The organism is Streptococcus oralis subsp. tigurinus (genome assembly GCF_002356415.1).
GTDB lineage: Bacteria > Bacillota > Bacilli > Lactobacillales > Streptococcaceae > Streptococcus > Streptococcus oralis_F.
On the sequence record NZ_AP018338.1, the window covers coordinates 1360305 to 1380329 of the forward strand.

The following is a 20025-nucleotide window of genomic DNA, read 5'->3' on the forward strand; positions in this document are numbered from 1 at the left end:
AAAATTCTCCCAAAAAGACTGTTTTGAAACGCGCACAAAAGAGAGAAAAGGAGCAGGCATCATCTAGCCTGCTCCTCTCGTCCCTAGGACATATATTTTTTTGCTTCTGATTCAATTTTTTCGACCACTTCTTGGATACTTAGTCCAGTTGTGTCGAGGTAAACTGCATCCTCAGCCTGTTTGAGAGGCGAGGTTTCACGATGACTATCTTTGTAGTCACGTGCCGCAATTTCCTCTTTCAAAGTTTCCAAGTCAGTTTCAATCCCTTTAGCAATATTTTCCTTGTAACGACGCTCTGCTCTTTCTTCAACAGAAGCCACTAGGAAAATCTTGAGTTCAGCTTGTGGTAAAACAACCGTCCCGATATCACGTCCATCCATGACGATACCACCTTGCTGAGCGATCTCTTGCTGTAGCGAAACCAACTTCTCACGCACCTCAGGAATTGCAGCAATGCTTGAAACCTTGTTGGTCACTTCATTTTCACGAATCGGATGCGTAATCTCAACATCCCCTACAAAAACAAGTTGCTCACCTGTTTCTGAACGACCAAAACTAATGGGGTGTTGGTTAAGAAGCTCAAGAAGTTGGTCTACATTTCCCGCATCCAACTGGTGCTTGAGCGCTATATAAGTCGCAGCACGATACATAGCACCTGTATCGAGATAAGTGTAACCAAAATCTTTAGCGACAATCTTTGCGACCGTACTCTTACCACTCGAAGCTGGACCATCGATAGCAATTTGAATTGTCTTCATGACCGACTCCTATCTTGTCTTGATCACATCACCTGGGTTGGCAAACCAAGATCCAGATGACATGTGAGAAGGATTTAGGGCTTCTAGCTGGGCAATGGAAATCCCTGCACGTTGAGCAAGAGCTGCCTCACCCTCTCCAGGATGCACTGTGATTGTTCCCTCTCCTTCTGTGTGTTCTTCTGAACTGCTCTCTGAAGGAGTTGTTTCAGAAGAAGATGTTTCTTCTACCTTGCTACTTGAAGATGACGATGCTTCTACTTTAGAACTTGAACTTGTAGAAGGAGACGATGTATCATAGAAGTCCTTCAAAGATGAAGTACGATTGCTTCCTCCGGTTGATAAGTAAATCAATACAACTACCATCGCTACAACGATCACAAAGAAGAGGCTAGCTAGAACTGTTAAGACACGATTGGCAACAGCCCCTTTTCCTTTTTGTTTACGGCGACGACGCTCTGACCTTGATTCTTCCTCACTATTTTCATAGATATCTTCTTGCCATGGTTCCTTTGCCATACCTTACTCCTTGTATTTTTTAAACTTTCTTATTACAATATAAATATGAAACTCACACTTATACCTGAACGGTGCATTGCCTGCGGGCTTTGCCAAACCTATTCTGAACTCTTTGATTACCATGATAATGGAATCGTTCGATTTTGCGATGATCCAGTTGAATTGCAAAGAGAAATCGCTGAGAGCAGCGATGTTCTAGAGGCCATCAAAAATTGTCCTACACATGCACTTCTAAAAGATCCATCATAGTTTAAAAGGGAGATTGATTTTGTAGATTCTCTTTATCACTTTAATCCCTTCACCTACTAGTTTAGCATATTTCTAGGTAAAATTATAGTCTTTTCCGGTTATTTTTTCCTTCAACAATAGAAAGATCACTTTTTTCTTTGATGAGGTAGAGTGGTCTTTTTTTGGTCTCTAAATAAATCTTACTGATATACTTGCCCAGAATCCCAATGGTCAGGAGTTGAATCCCTCCAAGAAAGAGAATGACAGCCATCAGAGAGGTCCAGCCAGATGTCGGATTTCCCAAGATAAGGGTCCGAAACACCACAAAAACAGTCATCACAAAAGAAATAAAACAAGATAGAAGTCCCGCTACAAAGGCTATACTCAAGGGAAAATCTGAAAAATTGAGAATCCCTTCAATCGAGTAGAAAAAGAGCTGTCTAAAACTCCAACTGGTCTTGCCAGCCTGTCGTTCAACGTTCGGATAATCAAGATAGTGCGTTTTAAAACCCACCCAGGCAAAGAGTCCTTTAGAAAAACGATTGAACTCGGTCAGGGTTAAAATAGCATCTACCACAGACCTTCTCATCATGCGAAAATCACGGACACCCGAGGGCAGAGCTACTGGGCTGATTTTTTGCATGAGGCGGTAAAAGAGATCAGCACAGAAGCTACGAAAGAAGGGTTCTCCCTCCCGACTGGTTCTCCGTGTACCAACACAGTCTAAGTCTGCATTCTGGTCTAGTAAGGCTTTCATCTCAAGTAGCATACCGGGAGGGTCCTGGAGGTCTGCATCCATCACGACCACCAGGTCCCCAGTTGCATGCTGCAAGCCTGCATACAGAGCTGCCTCCTTCCCAAAATTTCTCGAGAAAGAGATATAATGCACCGCAGGATTTTGCTCCCGATAAGCCTTCAAAAGAGCTAAGGTCCCATCGCTTGAGCCATCGTCTATAAAGACATACTCGACCTCTGCTCCCAGGTCAGGAAGCAAATCTTCAACAGACTGATAAAAAAGAGGAAATACTTCCTCTTCATTTAAACAGGGGACAATGATCGAAATCATTATCTTAATCTTCAAATCCGTTTGGATGCTTACTTTGCCAACGCCATGCGTCTTCACACATTTTCGTGATATCAAATTCTGCTTCCCAGCCGAGTTCTGCTTTGGCTTTTGCAGGATCTGAATAGCAGGCAGCGATGTCTCCTGGGCGGCGTTCTACGATGCGGTAAGGAATTGGATGTCCCACTGCTTTTTCCATATTTTGAATAATTTCAAGAACAGAGTAGCCCTTGCCTGTTCCAAGGTTATAAATGTTAAGGCCAGACCCTTTTTGGATTTTTTGAAGAGCTGCAACGTGACCTTTAGCCAAGTCAACAACGTGGATATAGTCACGAACACCAGTTCCATCTTCCGTATCGTAATCGTCTCCGAAGACTTGCACTTGCTCTAATTTTCCAACAGCTACCTGAGTCACATATGGTAAGAGATTGTTTGGAATACCGTTTGGATTTTCTCCTAAATCTCCACTCTCATGTGCTCCAATTGGGTTAAAGTAACGAAGCAAGACCACATTCCATTCTGAGTCTGCTTTGTAGATATCGGTCAAGATTTCTTCTAGCATGAGTTTGGTACGACCGTAAGGATTGGTCACTGAAAGTGGGAAATCTTCTAAGATTGGAACCGTGTGAGGATCTCCATATACTGTCGCAGAAGAACTGAAGATGATATTCTTACAGTTTGCTTCTTCCATAACTTTTAAAAGACTAAGAGTTCCAGCGATATTGTTGTCATAGTAGGCAAGAGGGATACGGGTTGATTCGCCAACAGCCTTCAAGCCCGCAAAGTGAATGACACCAGTCGGTTCTTCCTGCTTGAAAATATCTCTGAGAGTATCTGTATCACGGATATCCGCCTCATAGAAAGGCACTTCAACCCCTGTAATTCTCTCAACAACTTCTATACTTTTACGATTGCTATTGACAAGATTATCCACTACAACCACTTGATGACCTGCTTGGATTAACTCAATAACAGTGTGGGTTCCGATAAAACCTGCTCCACCTGTTACCAAAATTTTTTCTTGCATCTTTTTTCCTCGATTCTCGAATTATTTTTTCTTATTTTACCATTTTTGATAGGGAATGTCATTTGCCATCCTAGAGGGGAGACTAAAATTTCAGTAAAATGCTTATACTCTTCGAAAATCTCTTCAAACCATGTTAGATTCGCCTTGCCGTGGATTGGTATGGTTACTGGCTTCATCAGTTCGATCCACAACCTCAAAACAGTGTTTTGAGCTGACTTCGTCAGTTCTATCTACAACCTCAAAGCCGTGCTTTGAGCAGCCTGCGGCTAGCTTCCTAGTTTGCTCTTTGATTTTCATTGAGTATTATTCGCTTTTTACTCGTTTGACATAGTTTTCAATTGGATAGTTTACTGGGTCCAGAGTCAATTCCTTGTCTTGGATCAGTTGAGCTAAATGATAACCAATGATAGGGCCGGTTGTGAGGCCTGATGAACCTAGACCACTAGCCGCATAGACACCTGCTAAACCAGGTACTTGCCCAAAGAAAGGTGAGAAATCACGAGTATAGGCACGGATTCCCACACGCTCAGCTCTGGAAGTCGCTTTAGCTAAGGCTGGATAGTGAGGCAAGGCCGCATCCTCCATTTGTTGGAGCAAGGTTTCATCTACCGTCAAATCAAATCCCATGTCATTTTCATGAGTAGCGCCTAAGGACAATTTCCCACCTGCAAAAGGAATCAAATCCCACTCCCCTTCTGGCATGACAACAGGGTATGATTCTAGATCTTCGGAGAGTTGATAATCTCGGAGTTGCCCCTTTTGGGGACGAACATCTACCTCATATCCTAAAGGCTCCAAAATGTCCCCCAACCAAGCTCCTGTCGCCAAAATAACCCGTTCAAACACCTCTTCGCCAATCTGATAGCCGGATGCTAAAGGTATCAGACTCACTTTTTCTTTGACCAACTTGACCTGACTGGCTTCTAGCAAACGAGTCACTAAGAGGTGGCCATCTACTCTCGCCCCACCAGAAGCATAGAGCAGGTGGTCAAATCCCTGCAAACCAGGAAATAATTCATTAGCTGAGGCTTGGTCCAGAATAGCTAACTGGCCTATCAAGGGAGATTCTTCTCTGCGCTGGAGGGCTAGTTCATAGAGTTCTTCCAACTTGGATTCGTCCTTTTTCAAGAGAAAAACTCCTGAGCGTTGGTAAAAGTCGATTTCCTGACCAGACTTTTCTAAATCAGCCAACAAATCCATATAAAAGTCAGCCCCCAAGCGTGCCATCTTGTACCAAGCTTTATTGCGGCGTTTTGAAAACCAAGGACTGATAATTCCTGCTGCAGCCTTGGTTGCCTGACCTTGACCATGGTCAAAAACGGTCACCTCTAGGTCGCTTTCTTTTGAGAGATAGTAGGCAGCTGTTGCTCCCACAATCCCTGCTCCAATAATGGCAACTTTTTTCATTGTCTTCACCTTCTAACTAGATATGGTGGAAAGGATTAGTTGATGCCTGACTAGGCAAGATATCAATAGTCCAGCCCTTTTCTGACTTCCATTGAGTAAGTAGTGCTGCGATTCTTTCCACAAAGAGAACTTCAATATAGTGGCCTGGGTCCAATGCCAACAAGCCATCAGACAGCATATCCTGAGCAGTGTGGTAGTAGATATCACCAGTGATGTAGACATCTGCCCCCTTTGCCAAAGCATCAGGATAGAAAGACTTACCACTACCACCGCAAATGGCAACTCTTGAAATTTCCTTCTTCAAATCACTCTCTTGATAATGTACCATTCGAAGACTATCTAGACCAAAGACTTGCTTAACATGCTGGGCCAATTCCCCAAATATCTGAGGCCGAATATTTCCAATACGACCAATTCCACGTTCAGGGCCTGTTTCCTGCAGATAAGTCGTCTCCTCAATGCCTAGCATCTGGCAGAACCAGTCATTGAGACCATTTTCAACGATGTCAATATTGGTATGGCTGACATAAACTGCGATGTCATGCTTGATGAGATCAATGTAAATCTGATTTTGCGGACGGCTAGCAACCAAGTCTTTGATGGGACGAAAAATCGGCGCGTGCTTGGCGATAATCAAATCCACACCCTTCTCAATGGCTTCAGCCACCGTCTCTTCACGAATATCCAGAGCAACCATGACCCTTTGGATATCCTTGTCTAGAGTCCCGATTTGCAGACCACGACTGTCTCCCTCCATAGAAAATTCTTGCGGACAAAAGGCTTCATAACGTTTAATCACTTCACTTGCTAGCATGGAGAACCTCCTTGATGGCTTGAATTTTATCTGCTAGGACTTGACGTTCCTCCAGATTTTTTTCTGGGATTTGGTTAAGGGCAAATTCTAGCTTAGTAGCTTCTTTTTGCCATTTTTTGATAAAGACTGGGCTGACTTCTTTGGACAAGAAGGGACCAAAGCGAACATCACTTGCTGATAGCTTCATTTGTCCCGCTTCCACCACCAAAATCTCGTAGAATTTGCCTGCTTCTTCTAGGATGCTTTCTGCTACGATTTGAAAACCGTGGTCTTGTAGCCAGATGCGCAAGTCGTCTTCACGATTATTTGGCTGGAGGATTAAACGTTCTACACTCGCAAGCTTATCCAATCCTTCTTCCAATATCCTAGCAATCAAACGGCCACCCATACCTGCAATGGTGATAACCGATACTTGGTCGACATCTTCAAAGGCTGCTAAGCCATTGGCTAAACGAACTTGGATTTTCTCCTTTAGACCGTGAGCCTCAACATTTTTGACCGCAGACTGATAGGGTCCTTCCACAACCTCACCTGCAATGGCACTTTTAATTTGGCCTCTTTCGACCAAATCGATAGGTAGATAAGCATGGTCACTCCCCACATCTAGTAAAATCGCCCCCTGTGGCACAAAGGAAGCCACCAATTCTAATCTCTTTGAAATCATCTTCTCTCACTTTCCAAAACTCTATTACCTCTTATTATACCACATTTCAGCTAGCAATCTTGCACCTAAAAAGACCGCAATCCACAGATTGCAGTCTTTCTTTATTATGTGACTACTAGTCCGTCTCGCTCCGCAAGGTGCGAGACAAATAAACCACCCGCTATGCGGGTGCGCATCGAAGGTTATACCAAAAAACTCCAAACGCGATACAATAAAGGTGTTCAAGCCAATTGTAAAGCGAAAGGAGAAAAATATGGCACAAAAGGCACATAGTTTATCACACACAAAGTGGATGTGTAAATATCACATTGTGTTCACCCCTAAGTATAGACGAAAAGTAATTTATAATCAATATCGAAGCAGTTTGGGAGAAATATTCCATCGATTATGTAGTTATAAAGGTGTTGAGATTATCGAAGGTCACTTAATGCCAGACCATGTACATATGTTAGTCAGTATTCCACCGAGGATAAGTGTTTCAAGTTTCATGGGGTATTTAAAAGGTAAAAGTGCACTCATGATGTTTGACAAACACGCCAACCTCAAGTACAAGTTTGGGAATCGGCATTTCTGGGCAGAAGGTTATTATGTAAGTACAGTAGGGCTTAATGAAGCCACAATTAAGAAATATATTCAAGAACAGGAAAAGCATGATATAGCACTAGATAAATTAAGTGTAAAAGAATATGAGGATCCCTTTAGGGATAGTGGTAAGTAGTACCAAGGTCTCTTTAAGAGGCAAGTGACGAGTCAAGAGCAATGAGGCTTGAACAACGTGAAAGCCAGCGTCTTTAGGCGCTGGCTGGTGATTTGGGCTTATAGCCCTGGTGCAAACCACCCGTTAGACGGGTGGTTATGATTTTCTGGCTTGGTAACGACTGGTTAGAATGAAAATCACTGTAAATACCAGCATCATGGCCCCATAAACAGGCAACGTTTGTCCAGTCAAGGTTGAAATCTCAAGCAGTTTTTGAATCCGTGGGAAGAGAGCTGTTGCTAGGAAACCTCCTACAGACCAAACAACCAAGAGAACACGCCAGAGGGTAAATGGCATGCAGGCTCTAAATACGGATAAGAAACCAATTGATCCAAGTAGATAATAGAGTAGGGTTGAGATTTCTATCTCAGACCAACCTTGACTACTTCCAAATATTTTCACAAAAAGAACGCTGAAGACGACCATAAGAGCACTTGGTAGGGCACGAAGCATGGATTTTCTGAGGAAGTTTGGTTCAACAGGCTTGATATTTCGCTCAAAAGTCAGAACGAATGGTGGGAAACCTTCCACAAACTGGTCAATCATGGTAATCTGGATCGGAATGAAAGGGAAAATCAAAATCCACTCAGACCGCCCTAGTAAAACACTAGCAATACAAATCACCGCAAGCAAGAAGGAATAAATCGTCTTAATCAAGAAAATCGGTGCGATGTGGGCGATGTTATTGACCACACGACGACCTTCAAAGAGAATCTCAGGAACATCATTAAAGTCTGAGTTCAAAAGAACCAGATTGGCAATCTGACGAGTCGCCGGATCTCCCTCCGCCATTACAATCGAACAATCTGCTTCACGAAGAGCCAGAATATCATTGACTCCGTCCCCTGTCATGGCCGTTGTATGCCCTGCTTTTTTCAGCGTTTGGATGATGAGTTTCTTTTGATGAGGGGAAACACGTCCGAAAATAGCTGTCTCTTCAGCCATGGCAATCAATTCCTCATCCGTGATTTTTGAACAATCTACATAGCTGTGATAGTCTGCAAAACCAGCCTTCTGGGCAATGCTGGAAACCGTGACTGGATTATCACCAGAGATAATCTTGAGGCCTACTTCCTGGGAACGAAGATAGTCTAGGGTCTCAGCCGCTCCTTCTCGAATCGGATCCAAGATCTCCAGCAGTGCCAAGGCTTGAATATCAGATGGTTTCTGGGGCTTGTGATGGTCTAGTTTTTCCTGACTGAGAGCCAAGACTAAGACACGTGACCCTCTCTCCAAGGCCTCTCTGGCTTCAGGGACTTCAGAGTCCAACAACATCTCAGGTGCCCCTAAAAAAACCGTCCCCAAACCTTCTAACTCCATAGCTCCCCACTTACGGTCGCTTGAGAAAGGAAGATTCGAAATCATAGGGTAAGCAACCTTTCCTTGGAAACGCTGGCGAATAGCCTGAGCTGTTGGATTTTTATCCTCACTATGAGCTATGTAGCTGGTCAGAATGTTAGTAATAGCCTCATCACCATAAGTTTCCGTCAGAGGAAGAACCGCCTCCACCTGCATCTTTCCTTGGGTGATGGTGCCCGTTTTGTCCAGACAGAGCATATCCACGCGCGCCAAGGTCTCGACAGAGTACATCTCCTGCACCAAGACCTTTTTCAAGCCCAGCTTAATCACCGCAGTCAAGAGCGAAGTAATGGTCAAAAGGGCGATTCCCTTAGGCAACATTCCCAAAAGGGCAGTCGATGAATTTACAACAGATGACTTGAGGGGCAAACCCTTTAAAATCAAGGCTTCTAACAAGAGAGCTAGACCAAAGGGAATGATAATCTTCCCAGTAAAACCGGCTAGCTTGTCTAGCGATTTCATGATACGGGAGTTGATTGGTTTCACTGTCTTAGCTTCCAGCATGAGTTTGGCAGCATAGTTTTCTGTCCCGACATGGTGGACTTGAGCCAAAACTGCGCCACTGGCTAGGAAACTCCCTGATAAAAGCAAGGCATCCACTTCCTTTTGCACCAAATCACTCTCACCCGTCAACATGGCTTCATTGACTTCCGCAAAGCCTTCCAGAACCAAGGCATCACTAGGAATCTGCTCCCCAGCAGACAAACGAATAACGTCTCCTAGCACCAATTCTTCCGGATTAAGAGCGACTTCTTGACCATCACGAATGGTTTTGACCTTTTCCTTGGTCATGAGATTGAGCTTGTCCACCATGTGTTTGGCCCGTAGCTCGGTCACAATTCCAGAAAAAGCATTAAAGCAGATAACAGCAAAGAAGACCAGATTGCTCCAAGCCTGCACAAAGGCCAGCGCTAGGGCAATAACAAAGTTCAACGCGTTAAAAAGTGTAAAAACATTTCGTTTGATGATTTGCCAAGTACTGGTACTGGCCGAAGCGGTAAAGTCATTGACCAAACCTTGAGCCTGTCTTTCCTTGACTTCTCTTTGGGTTAATCCCATTATCTTATTTTTATCCATAAATTCTATCATATCATTTTTTTAAAAAGAATTCTAATCTAATCTAAAACTGTTGGCTGACAACTGAAAAAGTTTGCCAGTAATCTTTTGATAAGGTATAATAATAAAAGCAATACAATCGAAGGAGATCTCATGTTTTATACTTATTTGCGTGGACTAGTCATGCTAATCTTGTGGTCTATCAATGGCAATGCCCACTATCACAATACTGATAAAATTCCTAGTCGAGACGAAAACTATATCCTCGTTGCACCTCACCGTACCTGGTGGGATCCTGTTTACATGGCCTTTGCAACCAAACCAAAACAGTTCATCTTTATGGCAAAAAAAGAACTGTTTAACAACCGCATCTTTGGCTGGTGGATCCGTATGTGTGGTGCCTTTCCTATCGACCGGGAAAAACCTAATGCCTCTGCCATCAAGTACCCTATCAACGTCCTCAAAAAAAGCGACCGCTCTCTCATCATGTTCCCAAGCGGGAGCCGTCACTCAAACGATGTCAAAGGGGGCGTAGCCTTGATTGCCAAAATGGCCAAGGTCCGTATCATGCCTGTCACCTACACAGGGCCCATGACCTTGAAAGGCTTGGTTAGCCGTGAACGTGTCGATATGAACTTTGGAAATCCTATCGATATCTCAGACATCAAGAAGATGAATGATGAAGGAATCGAAATGGTTGCAGATCGTATCCAAGCAGAATTCCAACGTTTGGATGAAGAAACCAAACAATGGCACAACGATAAAAAACCAAACCCACTCTGGTGGTTTGTCCGAATCCCAGCCCTCATCCTTGCTGTGATTGTTGGTATCCTAACGATTATCTTTACCTTCATCGCAAGCTTTATCTGGAATCCAGATAAGAAGAGAGAGAAACTTGGTTAAAAAATACAATTATCCCTTGGAAAAAGCCAAGGGATAATTCTTTTATTTGATTTTCCATTTTGGGGACAACCAGTTGGAAAAGGCTAGAAATCGCTCAGCCACTTGCTCATGATGCCCATAGGTATCAAAGACAAACTGACCAGTCGGATAACGTTTCTGAAGACTGGTATGGATCTGCTCAGCATAGACTGGTGCTTGAGCCAAGCGATTGGTATGATGGGCTCCTTCTGTTTGACCATTCTGTAAATACAACAAACAGTCCAGATTCTTCAACTGTTGTTCCTTGCAGTAAGTCGTAAAATCAGGATACCAAAAGGAACCGCAGATAGAGAAGATACAGGAGACCTTGTCAAAGCTGAATAGACTGTAGACTGCCGCCAGTCCACCTAATGAGTATCCTCCATAGGCAAGGCGATTTTTGTCCAGGCGATAAAGCGACTGCAACTTGTCTAAAAGACCTCCAAATAAATGACTATGATAGGCATTTGCCTGACCGCCAAAATCTGGAGCTCCCTCTCTCAGAGCAGCTGCCTTCCATGGAGTGTAGTCGTTTAGGCGATTTTCAGAAGTCAAACCCACTAAAATCACAGATTCTGAAAGGGAAGATAGAAAATCCAAGTTTCCATCATTCAAGAGAATAGCTGGATAGGTTTGATTGGGGTCATAGGTCGAAGGAAGACTGACCTTGACTTGGATCCCTTCCCAATCAAACTCATTATTTATTGATAAAGTCATTGATTTTCTCAAGGGAATCAATCACTGCTGGACCATAATCCATCAACTCATCGTAAGAGATGGTCATGATTTTTTGATTCTTAATTGCAGGAACGTTTTCCAAAACTTCATTTGCTTTCATCAACTCTACTGCGTTGGCATCCAATTTTTTATTACGGTCGCTGGTTACATAGATAATCAACTCAGGATCCATTGACACGAGATTTTCCAAGGTCAAGCCTGATGTTCCCGTTGCAACGTTGGTATAACCAAGTTGATTCAACAAGCTCTCTTGCAAAGCAGACTTGTAAGCACCGAAGGTTTCGTCATTATAAGCAACCATAATCAAAGCCTTTTTCTTTTCACCTTGGCTTGCTGGGTTTGATTTCTTAACAGCATCAATTTTAGCTTGTAATTGAGCTGCATATTCATTGGCCTTGTCCTGCACATTAAAAATCATTCCAAGATTTTTGACATCTTCTACAATATTTCCCAAATCTTGCTGAATCGTTGAGAGAGAGGCTTTTTGTGTATAGACTGGGATTTTGTTTTCATTCCAAGTGCTAACTGTCCCCAAAGATTTTTCAGAAAACATCATGTTTCGACCCATCACAGCATCTGGCTCATATGAAAGGACTGTCTCTTGAGAGACTGTTTTTTTATCCCCAATTTGAGGAATCGTCGCAATCGCGTCCTTGTATTTGTCCGTCACAGCATTATCAGGGTTAAGCATGCCAACAATTTTATCCTTCAAGCCTAGCTCCAATAAGATTTCAGTGGTTGACAGATTGTTGGTGATAACTTTTTCAGGTGCCTTCTCAAAAACTTGTTCGACTTCGTTTCCCTTAGCATCATAGGTCTTGACCGTGAGTGGATAAGTCGTCTCTGCGCTTGCCTTTTGACTTGTTTCTGTGCTAGATTGTGTGGTTGCTTTTTCTGTAGTAGTATTGCCACAAGCTGCCATGGTTAGGGTAGCTACTGTTACGAGTAAAATGCTTAGTGTTTTTTTCATCTTGTTTTCCTTTTCATTCTTATAAATAGTGAATCATAGCTTGCTGATCCTCGGTCCAAGTAACCTGACTTTGAACTCCGTATACAGTTTGCAATGACTCAGGGGTGATGGTCTCCTTTGGAGTTCCCTGATAAAGGATTTCCCCCTCTTTCATCAGATAGAGATAATCCGAATAGCGACAAGCAAGTTGAATATCATGTAGGACAGCTAAAACATTGATATTGAGATTTTTCACAATAGCTAACAAGTCTAGCTGATACTTGATATCCAAGTGATTGGTAGGTTCATCCAGGAGCAAGAGAGTCGGTTCTTGCGCCAAGGCGCGTGCTAATAAGGCTCGTTGTTTCTCCCCCCCTGACAGAGACGAATAGAGACGAGTTTTCTTCTCAAGCATATCCACCTTGACGAGAGCATCTTGAACGAGGGCATAATCCCTTTCCTTTTCCTTCTGTAAAAAAGAGAGGTGAGGCGTTCTTCCCAGCAAGACGATTTCCTCAACTGTACAATCAAACTGCAATTGATTAAACTGGGTAACAACTGCCATTTGCTTGGCTGTTTCTTTGAGTGACCAATGCTCCAGTGGCTTTCCATCTAGGCTTATCAAGCCTTTGTCTGCCTTTTCCTGACGATAGAGGAGTTTAAGCAGGCTAGTTTTTCCACTTCCATTTGGTCCTAGTATCGTGTGAAATTGATGCCCCTCAACCTTAAGAGAAACTCCTTTGAGAATTTTTTTCTCTCCTATTCCAAAATGGATATCCTGACAAATCAAGTCCATATCAGGCCCTCACCTCCCTTCGCCTACCTCCAACAATGTAGATAAAGAAGGGAGCACCTACTAAGGCTGTAAAAATACCAATAGGCAACTCTGCGTTTGGAATGATGATACGAGAGAGTACATCTGCCCAGACCACAAAGAGGGCACCCAGTATGGTCGCAACAGGAAAAAGTCTCCTGTAATTCGTTCCTACTAAGCCTCGAGCTAAGTGAGGAGTAATGAGACCAACAAATCCAATAATCCCACAAGTTGCCACCAAGACTGCTGTCAGCACAGCCACCATGGTCACATAAAGATACCAATAGAAGCTTAAGGGAATCCCCAAAGTTAAAGCAGCCTCATCTCCCATCATCATCGCATTGAAAACACGATACTGGGTAGCGAAAAATAGAAAGGCCATTCCTACTACTATAGTTGGCAGGACTAAGTCAGACCAAGTAGTCCCGGCAAGTGAGCCCATAGTCCAAAACTTAATGGTCATCACACTGTCCGCATTAGCGCCGACTGAGATAATAAAGTTGGAAAAAGCCAAAAAGAGAGCATTGACCACCGTTCCTGATAAGATCAGACTAGATGTTGTCATCCTGCCCTGCATAGAGGCAATGATAAGGACAGCGATTGTTGCCAAAATAGCTCCAAGGAAAGCTCCAAGGCTAATCACCAATTTTAAACCAAGAATGATACTTAGGGTTGCACCCAGAGTTGCACCCGCAGAGATTCCTAAGACATAGGGCTCAGCAATGGGGTTGTTTACTGTGGACTGCATCACGCTACCACACATGGAAAGACCAGCCCCTACTATCAGACCGAGTAATACTCGGGGGAATCTCATATTCCATACAATGGCAAGAGTGGACTTGGAAACCTCTCCTATCTCAAGCGGAAAACCCAACCTACTCAAAATAATCCGATAGGTATCTCCTAGATCAATCGCAACGGATCCCATAGAAACTGCCAGAAAGAGGGAAATCCCTAAAACAGCTAGCAAAACACCTAAAAGTAACACAAATTGCAGGTCCCGTCGGCTTCCAGAAAATTTGGAAAGCATGCAATCCTCCTTTGATAGAATCTTAAAAATTTAGAAAATTCTCATAAAAAGTATACCATATTTTTAACTATGGAACAAGCTGAGAAAAATAAATATAGTTGGTCTTACAGTGCTAATAATCGTAACCGAAGATTATACTTGGGTATATCGAGGTAAAGTGACAACATAAAAAGCCCTCTAAAATTAGAGAGCTGATTTGAACCCGGGCTAAAATCCTAGTGAAACAAAAAAATCTACACGATCAGAAAAGTCTCTATCGTGCCATTTTCATACATGATATATAGTCCAAGTAGAATGAATACTATGGGCACAATGATTCGCTCGTATTTTTCAATTGTCTCGAATATTAACGGAATAGAGGATAACATCCGACTAATCTCGCAAAAGATAATTATGCCGATTACAAACACAAGCAACGCCACGAGGGTCTGTGACCAATCTAACGAAGCAAAATAAGGTATATAGATACCTAAATTATCTCCGCCAGACGCAATTGTCAGCAATGTAACTGTCCAAAACAGTTGATTTGCCTTGCTTTGTTCTAATCTTTCAATAATTTCTTCCTCTTCTTCCTCACCTTCTCCAACAATTGCAAAGCGAATCCCTAAATAGATAGGGATTAAACCAAGCAATCCAACCATCCATTCTTCAGGCACGAAATTAACGACATAAGCAGCAACTAAACTCGCCCCTACAAGTAAGCCTGTGCCTAGATATTGCCCCGCATAAATATGCCATTTCTGTTTATTCTGTGATAGCTGTGCAAATAAAATAATTAAAATAATTAAATAATCGATACTGGTGGAAATATAAACACCAATAGCAGATAGGATTGTCTGTCCCATAAAAACCTCCTGTATTAGTCAGTAATAAATCAGCAGATTTTAGGAGAGCACAGACACATTAATTTAGCTATCGCTAGTGGGTAATGTCGAACGTAGGAAAGCATTTTACTCCTCCTCAAAACGTAGTTACAAAGTAATTTCTAACTGGAATTCGGTGACTACTTCCATGTAAAGTATAACATACTATACTTTACTTCGTAAAGTGTGGGCTCTCCGAGGGGGCTTGCAGACAGTTACTCGGCTTGAAAAGCCGAGTAACTGCGCACCTTCATGGTGTCATTAGCTGATACCATTTGAGGTTTTTGTAGTCTCCAAAATTGTGACCGATAAAACCTCAATAAAAAAGCCCTCTGATAACAGAGAGCTGATTTGAACTAGAGCCAGAATCCTAGTGAAACAAAAAATCTCCCCAAAGGGAGATGATTTGGTTTATTTTACCTTACAGTGCTAGAAACCGTAACCGAAGATAATACTTTAGTATATCGAGGTAGGGTGACAAAAGTAAAAAAGCTCTCTGAATATCAGAGAGCTCAAGTCTTGCTGGATAAAACGTTTATAGACTAGGCGACGAGGCGAAGATTGTACTAATGGTACATCGAGCTGAAGCCAACGAAGTATAGAAACGTTTTAGACGCAAGATTAGCGACGAAGTCCAAGAGAGTTGATTAACTCACGGTAACGGTTAACGTCGTTTTTACGCAAGTATGCAAGCAAGTTACGACGGCGACCGATTTTCTTCATCAATCCACGGTAAGTAGCGTGGTCTTTTTTGTGTTGTTTGATGTGTTCGTTAAGATGGTTGATTTCCCAAGTAAGGACAGCAACTTGAACCTCTACTGAACCTGTATCACCTTCGTGACGTGCATATTGTGCGATGATTTCATTTTTTTTCTCTTTTGAGATTGCCATGATGTTTCTCCTTTTTATTTGGCTTCATCCGAGTGGCAGGTTGGCATGCCTGCAACCAAGAAGAAGTTATTTGTCTTTCCGACAGTTCTTATTCTACCAAGAAGCAGATACTTTGTCAACTGATTTACTTTTTAAAAACTTGACTTACTCTACTGATTTCAGAACTTCGAGCATATCCACCTTTCTTACAATCAAGTCACTCTTTACTATCATTATAACGCTTTTTCAACTAGTTGGAAACCAGAAGCAAAAACAAAAAAGCCTAGGAATTCCTAGGCTTTCTGTTTATAGATTATTTTCCAAGGTAGTATTCTTTTACGACGTTCAATTTTTCGTCGAATTCGAATACCAATGGTGGGAAGTTAGGGATTTCTACACCCATGATTTCATCATCTGACAAGTGTTTGATATGTTTTACAAGGGCACGGATTGAGTTACCGTGAGCTCCTACGAATACGTTTTTACCATCTTTAAGTGCTGGAGCGATTTTGTCTTCCCAGAATGGAAGGGCACGTTCCAAAGTCACTTTCAAGTTTTCAGCATCTGGAATGACTGAGTCGTCAAGTGAAGCGTAACGACGGTCAGTGTGAGCTGAGTATTCATCATCATGAGGCATTGCAGGAGGCAATACATCGTATGAACGACGCCAGATGTGAACTTGCTCATCACCAAATTGTTCAGCGGCTTCAGCTTTGTTTTTACCAGTCAAACCACCATAGTGACGTTCGTTCAAGCGCCATGATTTTTCAACTGGAACCCAGAGTTGGTCAGCAGCTTCAAGAGCCAAGTTTGTTGTTTTGATCGCACGTTTCAATACTGAAGTGTAAGCTTGGTCAAATTCGATACCAGCTTCCTTGATCAATTTACCAGCGTCAATCGCTTGTTGTGTTCCTTTATCAGACAAATCAACATCAGCCCAACCAGTGAAAAGGTTAGCTTTGTTCCATTCAGACTCACCGTGGCGAGCAAAAACCAATTTTACCATTAGATGGATTCTCCTTTTATTTTTCGAGGTTTCCCTCGTTTATCTATTCTATTTTACACAATTTTTCACAAAAAAGCTAGTTAAAATCAACTAAAAAGAGAAGAGCTTATCAGTCTTCTCTATAATTAGTAGAAATATAAAATTATGAGAAAACTGAATAGTTGATTATGTTAATTATCTACACGGACAGGCTAGAAAGAACTTCATTTGAGGAAATGGACTAGTAAATTTTCCCATGATAAAACGCATAATATCAAAGCACTTGAACTCTTGATATTATGCGTTTTTATGATTTTAGCGACCTTTCTCAGTCTCTTTCTGATTATTTCGCTTCAAATCCTTCTGCAACTGCATCCGCAAAGTTTTCTTCTACGATGCTTGCACAGTGGTCACAGATAACTGCGTGGTAGCTGCGTTCTGCAGTAGTTGGGTCGATACGACGGCAACGGTCACAAACTTCACCTGCAGCGCGTTCAACTGTAAAGGCAACATCCTCAAAGCTAACTGCGCCTTCTGGAGCTGTACCTTCAGCGATGTTCAATTCTGACACGATCAAAAGTTGAGCTACATTGCTATCCACTGCTCCAAGAAGAGTTTTCACCACTTCATTTGGATAAACTGTCAAGTGTGCTTCGAGTGATTTACCGATAACTTTTGCATTACGCGCTTCTTCCAAGGCTTTTTGAGCTTGTCCACGGAAATCCATGAAGGCTGACCATGTATCCAAGATTTCTTCTTGGTTGGCAAAAGTTTCTGCTTCTGGCAATTCTGACAATTGAACAAATTCTTCAGCTTCAAACTCAAGATATGACCAGATTTCTTCTGCAGTGTGAGGAAGGATTGGTGTCAAGAGTTTGGTGATTTTGACAAGAACGTCATAGAAGACTGTCTGCATTTGACGGCGTTCGAGTGATTTGGCACCTTCGATGTAAACAACGTCTTTAGCGAAGTCAAGGTAGAAGGCTGACAAATCAACGTTGATGAAGTTCACCAAGGCCTTGTAAATTGTCAAGAATTCAAAGTTGGCATAAGCATCACGAATCGTTTTCACAAGCTGGTTAAAGCGAATGGTCATGTACTTGTCAACAGAACGAAGCTCATCGTAAGCTACTGCGTCTTGAGCTGGGTTAAAGTCAGATGTATTGGCAATCAAGAAGCGAAGTGTGTTCCGGATCTTACGGTAAGTTTCAGAGACTTGGCTCAAGATATCCATAGAGATACGCACGTCGTTGCTTGAGTCCACACTTGTTACCCAGAGACGCAAGATTTCCGCACCAAATTGTTTTTCAACATCACTTGGAGCAATGGTATTTCCAAGAGATTTAGACATCTTCTCACCTTTACCATCAAGCGCAAATCCTTGTGACAAGATTTGTTTGTAAGGAGCAACGCCATGGTTAGCAACAGATGTGATAAGTGATGAGTTGAACCAACCACGGTACTGGTCAGAACCTTCAAGGTAAAGATCTGCTGGGTAAGTCAACTCTGGACGGTTTACTACAACACCATTCCATGACGAACCTGAGTCAAACCAAACGTCCATGATGTCTGTTTCTTTTTTGAACTCGCCATTTGGTGAACCTGGATGCGTAAATCCTTCTGGCAAGAGATCCTTTGCATCACGTTCCCACCAGATGATAGAACCGTGTTCCTCAAAGAGTTGAGCCACGTGCTCAATCGTTTCAGCTGTCATGATTGGTGTTCCGTCTTCTGCATAGAAGATAGGAAGTGGAACTCCCCAAGCACGTTGACGAGAGATGACCCAGTCGCCACGGTCGCGAATCATGTTGTAAAGACGCACTTTCCCCCATTCTGAGTGGAACTTCACTTTTTCAATTTCGTCCAAGATTTCTTGGCGGAATTTAGATACAGAGGCAAACCATTGTGGAACTGCACGCCAGATGATTGGTTTTTTCGTACGCCAGTCAAATGGGTACGAGTGAGAGATTTCTTCTTGAGCAAGGAGCAAATCGCCCAGTTTTTCGATAACAGTCGGCACAACCTTGTCATAGAACTGACCCGCAAATTCAGGACCAGCATTTTCCATCATAATACCGCGTTCGTTAACTGTTACAGCAACTTCAAGGCCATTGGCAACACCAACATTGTAGTCGTCCTCACCAAAACCAGGGGCTGTATGGACGATACCTGTACCAGAGTCAGTCGTAACGTGGTCACCAAGGATTACCAACTCATCTACAGCTGTATCCCATGGGTGAGCTGTCACAATTTTATTCAATTCTTGACCACGGTAGGTCGCCAAGACCTGAACATCAGTCCAACCAAACTTTTCAGACAAACTAGTCAACAATTCTGCAGCAACCACAAACTTACGAGATTCGCCAGCTGGTTGTACCAATACATAATCAATATCTGCTCCAACTGTCAAACCACGAGATGCTGTGATAGTGAATGGAGTTGTTGTCCAGACGACGATATAAGTATCTGTATCTAGGACACCTTTGCCATCTTTGACGCGGTTAGCATAGTAAAGGGAAGTTGAAAGCAAGTCATGGTATTCAATTTCCGCTTCTGCAAGAGCTGACTCAGATGACCATGACCAGTAAACCGGCTTGGCGCCACGGTAGATGTAGCCTTTCTTAGCCATTTCACCAAAGACACGGATTTGAGCCGCTTCATAGTCCGGAGTCAAGGTCACATAAGGGTTTTCCCAGTCACCAGAAACACCCAAACGTTTAAAGTCTTCGCGTTGTTTATCTACCTGAGAAAGAGCATACTCGCGGCAAAGTTTCAAGTACTCAACCAAGTCCATTTCTTTACGTTTCACGCCTTGTTTTGCCAAGACTTGCTCGATTGGCAGACCATGAGTATCCCAACCAGGAATATAAGGTGCGTAAAATCCTGACATAGACTTAGAACGAACAATAATATCTTTGGAAATCTTGTTCATGGCATGTCCAACGTGGATATTTCCGTTTGCATACGGAGGTCCATCATGCAAGGTGAAATGCGGTTTTCCTTGGTTCAATTCTTGACGACGTTGGTAAAGTTTTGCATCTTCCCATTCCTTTTGCCAAAGTGGCTCTTTGGTAGGAAGTCCTGCACGCATTGGGAAAGCTGTTTTCCCAAGGTTAAGGGTATCTTTGAGTTTCATGGTATCTCCTTAATAAATATTAACAAATTAAAAACCACGACTTCCAAAAAGGACGAAAATCGTGGTACCA

19 protein-coding genes are annotated in these 20025 nt (G+C 42.7%); 3 read left to right on the forward strand and 16 right to left on the reverse strand.

Features of this window, described 5'->3' with window-relative positions; genetic code table 11:
- Positions 1 to 83: 83 nt before the first annotated feature.
- Both cmk and STO1_RS06890 read right to left on the reverse strand, forming a co-directional pair.
- Positions 84 to 758, reverse strand: coding sequence for a (d)CMP kinase (gene cmk, locus STO1_RS06885; RefSeq protein WP_000849409.1), 675 nt, complete (start codon positions 756 to 758; stop codon positions 84 to 86).
- 9 nt (positions 759 to 767) lie between these two features.
- A complete protein-coding gene (locus STO1_RS06890) occupies positions 768 to 1274 on the reverse strand; it encodes an SAG1386/EF1546 family surface-associated protein (RefSeq protein WP_001040923.1) in 507 nt (168 codons plus the stop codon).
- A gap of 45 nt (positions 1275 to 1319) precedes the next feature.
- Between STO1_RS06890 and STO1_RS06895 the strand changes: the two genes are divergently transcribed.
- Positions 1320 to 1523, forward strand: coding sequence for a ferredoxin (locus STO1_RS06895; RefSeq protein WP_162278922.1), 204 nt, complete (start codon positions 1320 to 1322; stop codon positions 1521 to 1523).
- A gap of 82 nt (positions 1524 to 1605) precedes the next feature.
- On the opposite strand, the gene STO1_RS06900 is transcribed toward STO1_RS06895, so the two are convergent.
- From STO1_RS06900 to STO1_RS06930, 5 genes are all read right to left on the reverse strand, one after another.
- Positions 1606 to 2568: a glycosyltransferase family 2 protein gene (locus STO1_RS06900; RefSeq protein WP_172843647.1), complete on the reverse strand. Its 963-nt coding sequence runs from the start codon at positions 2566 to 2568 to the stop codon at positions 1606 to 1608.
- Between the two features lie 4 nt (positions 2569 to 2572).
- Positions 2573 to 3592 (reverse strand): UDP-glucose 4-epimerase GalE, encoded by a 1020-nt coding sequence (gene galE / locus STO1_RS06905; RefSeq protein ID WP_096422563.1) that lies wholly within the window; start codon positions 3590 to 3592, stop codon positions 2573 to 2575.
- Positions 3593 to 3895: 303 nt separating this feature from the next.
- On the reverse strand, positions 3896 to 4999 hold the full coding sequence (locus tag STO1_RS06920) for an NAD(P)/FAD-dependent oxidoreductase (RefSeq protein WP_172843648.1): 1104 nt from the start codon (positions 4997 to 4999) through the stop codon (positions 3896 to 3898).
- A gap of 16 nt (positions 5000 to 5015) precedes the next feature.
- Positions 5016 to 5813, reverse strand: coding sequence for a Nif3-like dinuclear metal center hexameric protein (locus STO1_RS06925; RefSeq protein ID WP_096422571.1), 798 nt, complete (start codon positions 5811 to 5813; stop codon positions 5016 to 5018).
- On the reverse strand, positions 5800 to 6477 hold the full coding sequence (locus tag STO1_RS06930; protein ID WP_096422573.1) for a tRNA (adenine(22)-N(1))-methyltransferase: 678 nt from the start codon (positions 6475 to 6477) through the stop codon (positions 5800 to 5802). The genes STO1_RS06925 and STO1_RS06930 overlap by 14 nt, the downstream gene beginning before the upstream one ends.
- A 253-nt stretch (positions 6478 to 6730) precedes the next feature.
- Here STO1_RS06930 and tnpA point away from each other — a divergent pair, with 253 nt between their 5' ends.
- Positions 6731 to 7195, forward strand: a complete 465-nt coding sequence (gene tnpA / locus STO1_RS06935; protein WP_000057440.1) for an IS200/IS605 family transposase — start codon at positions 6731 to 6733, stop codon at positions 7193 to 7195.
- Between the two features lie 135 nt (positions 7196 to 7330).
- Here tnpA and STO1_RS06940 read toward each other — a convergent pair whose 3' ends face one another.
- Positions 7331 to 9670, reverse strand: coding sequence for a cation-translocating P-type ATPase (locus STO1_RS06940; protein ID WP_096422575.1), 2340 nt, complete (start codon positions 9668 to 9670; stop codon positions 7331 to 7333).
- A 132-nt stretch (positions 9671 to 9802) separates the two neighbouring features.
- On the opposite strand from STO1_RS06940, the gene STO1_RS06945 reads away from it, so the two are divergent.
- Complete coding sequence (locus STO1_RS06945; RefSeq protein WP_096422577.1) at positions 9803 to 10552, forward strand: lysophospholipid acyltransferase family protein; 750 nt, start codon at positions 9803 to 9805, stop codon at positions 10550 to 10552.
- 42 nt (positions 10553 to 10594) lie between these two features.
- On the opposite strand, the gene STO1_RS06950 is transcribed toward STO1_RS06945, so the two are convergent.
- From STO1_RS06950 to ileS, 8 genes are all read right to left on the reverse strand, one after another.
- Positions 10595 to 11287, reverse strand: a complete 693-nt coding sequence (locus STO1_RS06950; protein WP_096422579.1) for an alpha/beta hydrolase-fold protein — start codon at positions 11285 to 11287, stop codon at positions 10595 to 10597.
- Positions 11268 to 12278, reverse strand: coding sequence for an ABC transporter substrate-binding protein (locus tag STO1_RS06955; RefSeq protein WP_096422581.1), 1011 nt, complete (start codon positions 12276 to 12278; stop codon positions 11268 to 11270). The genes STO1_RS06950 and STO1_RS06955 overlap by 20 nt, the downstream gene beginning before the upstream one ends.
- 19 nt (positions 12279 to 12297) lie before the next feature.
- Positions 12298 to 13053: an ABC transporter ATP-binding protein gene (locus tag STO1_RS06960; RefSeq protein ID WP_084938985.1), complete on the reverse strand. Its 756-nt coding sequence runs from the start codon at positions 13051 to 13053 to the stop codon at positions 12298 to 12300.
- A 1-nt stretch (position 13054) separates the two neighbouring features.
- Positions 13055 to 14101, reverse strand: coding sequence for a FecCD family ABC transporter permease (locus STO1_RS06965; protein ID WP_096422583.1), 1047 nt, complete (start codon positions 14099 to 14101; stop codon positions 13055 to 13057).
- 233 nt (positions 14102 to 14334) lie between these two features.
- Positions 14335 to 14946 carry a CadD family cadmium resistance transporter gene (locus STO1_RS06970; protein ID WP_096422585.1) on the reverse strand — a complete coding sequence of 204 codons (612 nt, stop codon included), beginning with the start codon at positions 14944 to 14946 and terminating at the stop codon, positions 14335 to 14337.
- A 639-nt stretch (positions 14947 to 15585) separates the two neighbouring features.
- On the reverse strand, positions 15586 to 15855 hold the full coding sequence (gene rpsO, locus STO1_RS06975) for a 30S ribosomal protein S15 (protein WP_001018251.1): 270 nt from the start codon (positions 15853 to 15855) through the stop codon (positions 15586 to 15588).
- A gap of 292 nt (positions 15856 to 16147) precedes the next feature.
- Positions 16148 to 16840 (reverse strand): phosphoglycerate mutase, encoded by a 693-nt coding sequence (locus tag STO1_RS06980; RefSeq protein ID WP_000240120.1) that lies wholly within the window; start codon positions 16838 to 16840, stop codon positions 16148 to 16150.
- A 322-nt stretch (positions 16841 to 17162) separates the two neighbouring features.
- Positions 17163 to 19955, reverse strand: a complete 2793-nt coding sequence (gene ileS / locus STO1_RS06985) for an isoleucine--tRNA ligase (RefSeq protein WP_096422587.1) — start codon at positions 19953 to 19955, stop codon at positions 17163 to 17165.
- Between the last annotated feature and the right edge of the window lie 70 nt (positions 19956 to 20025).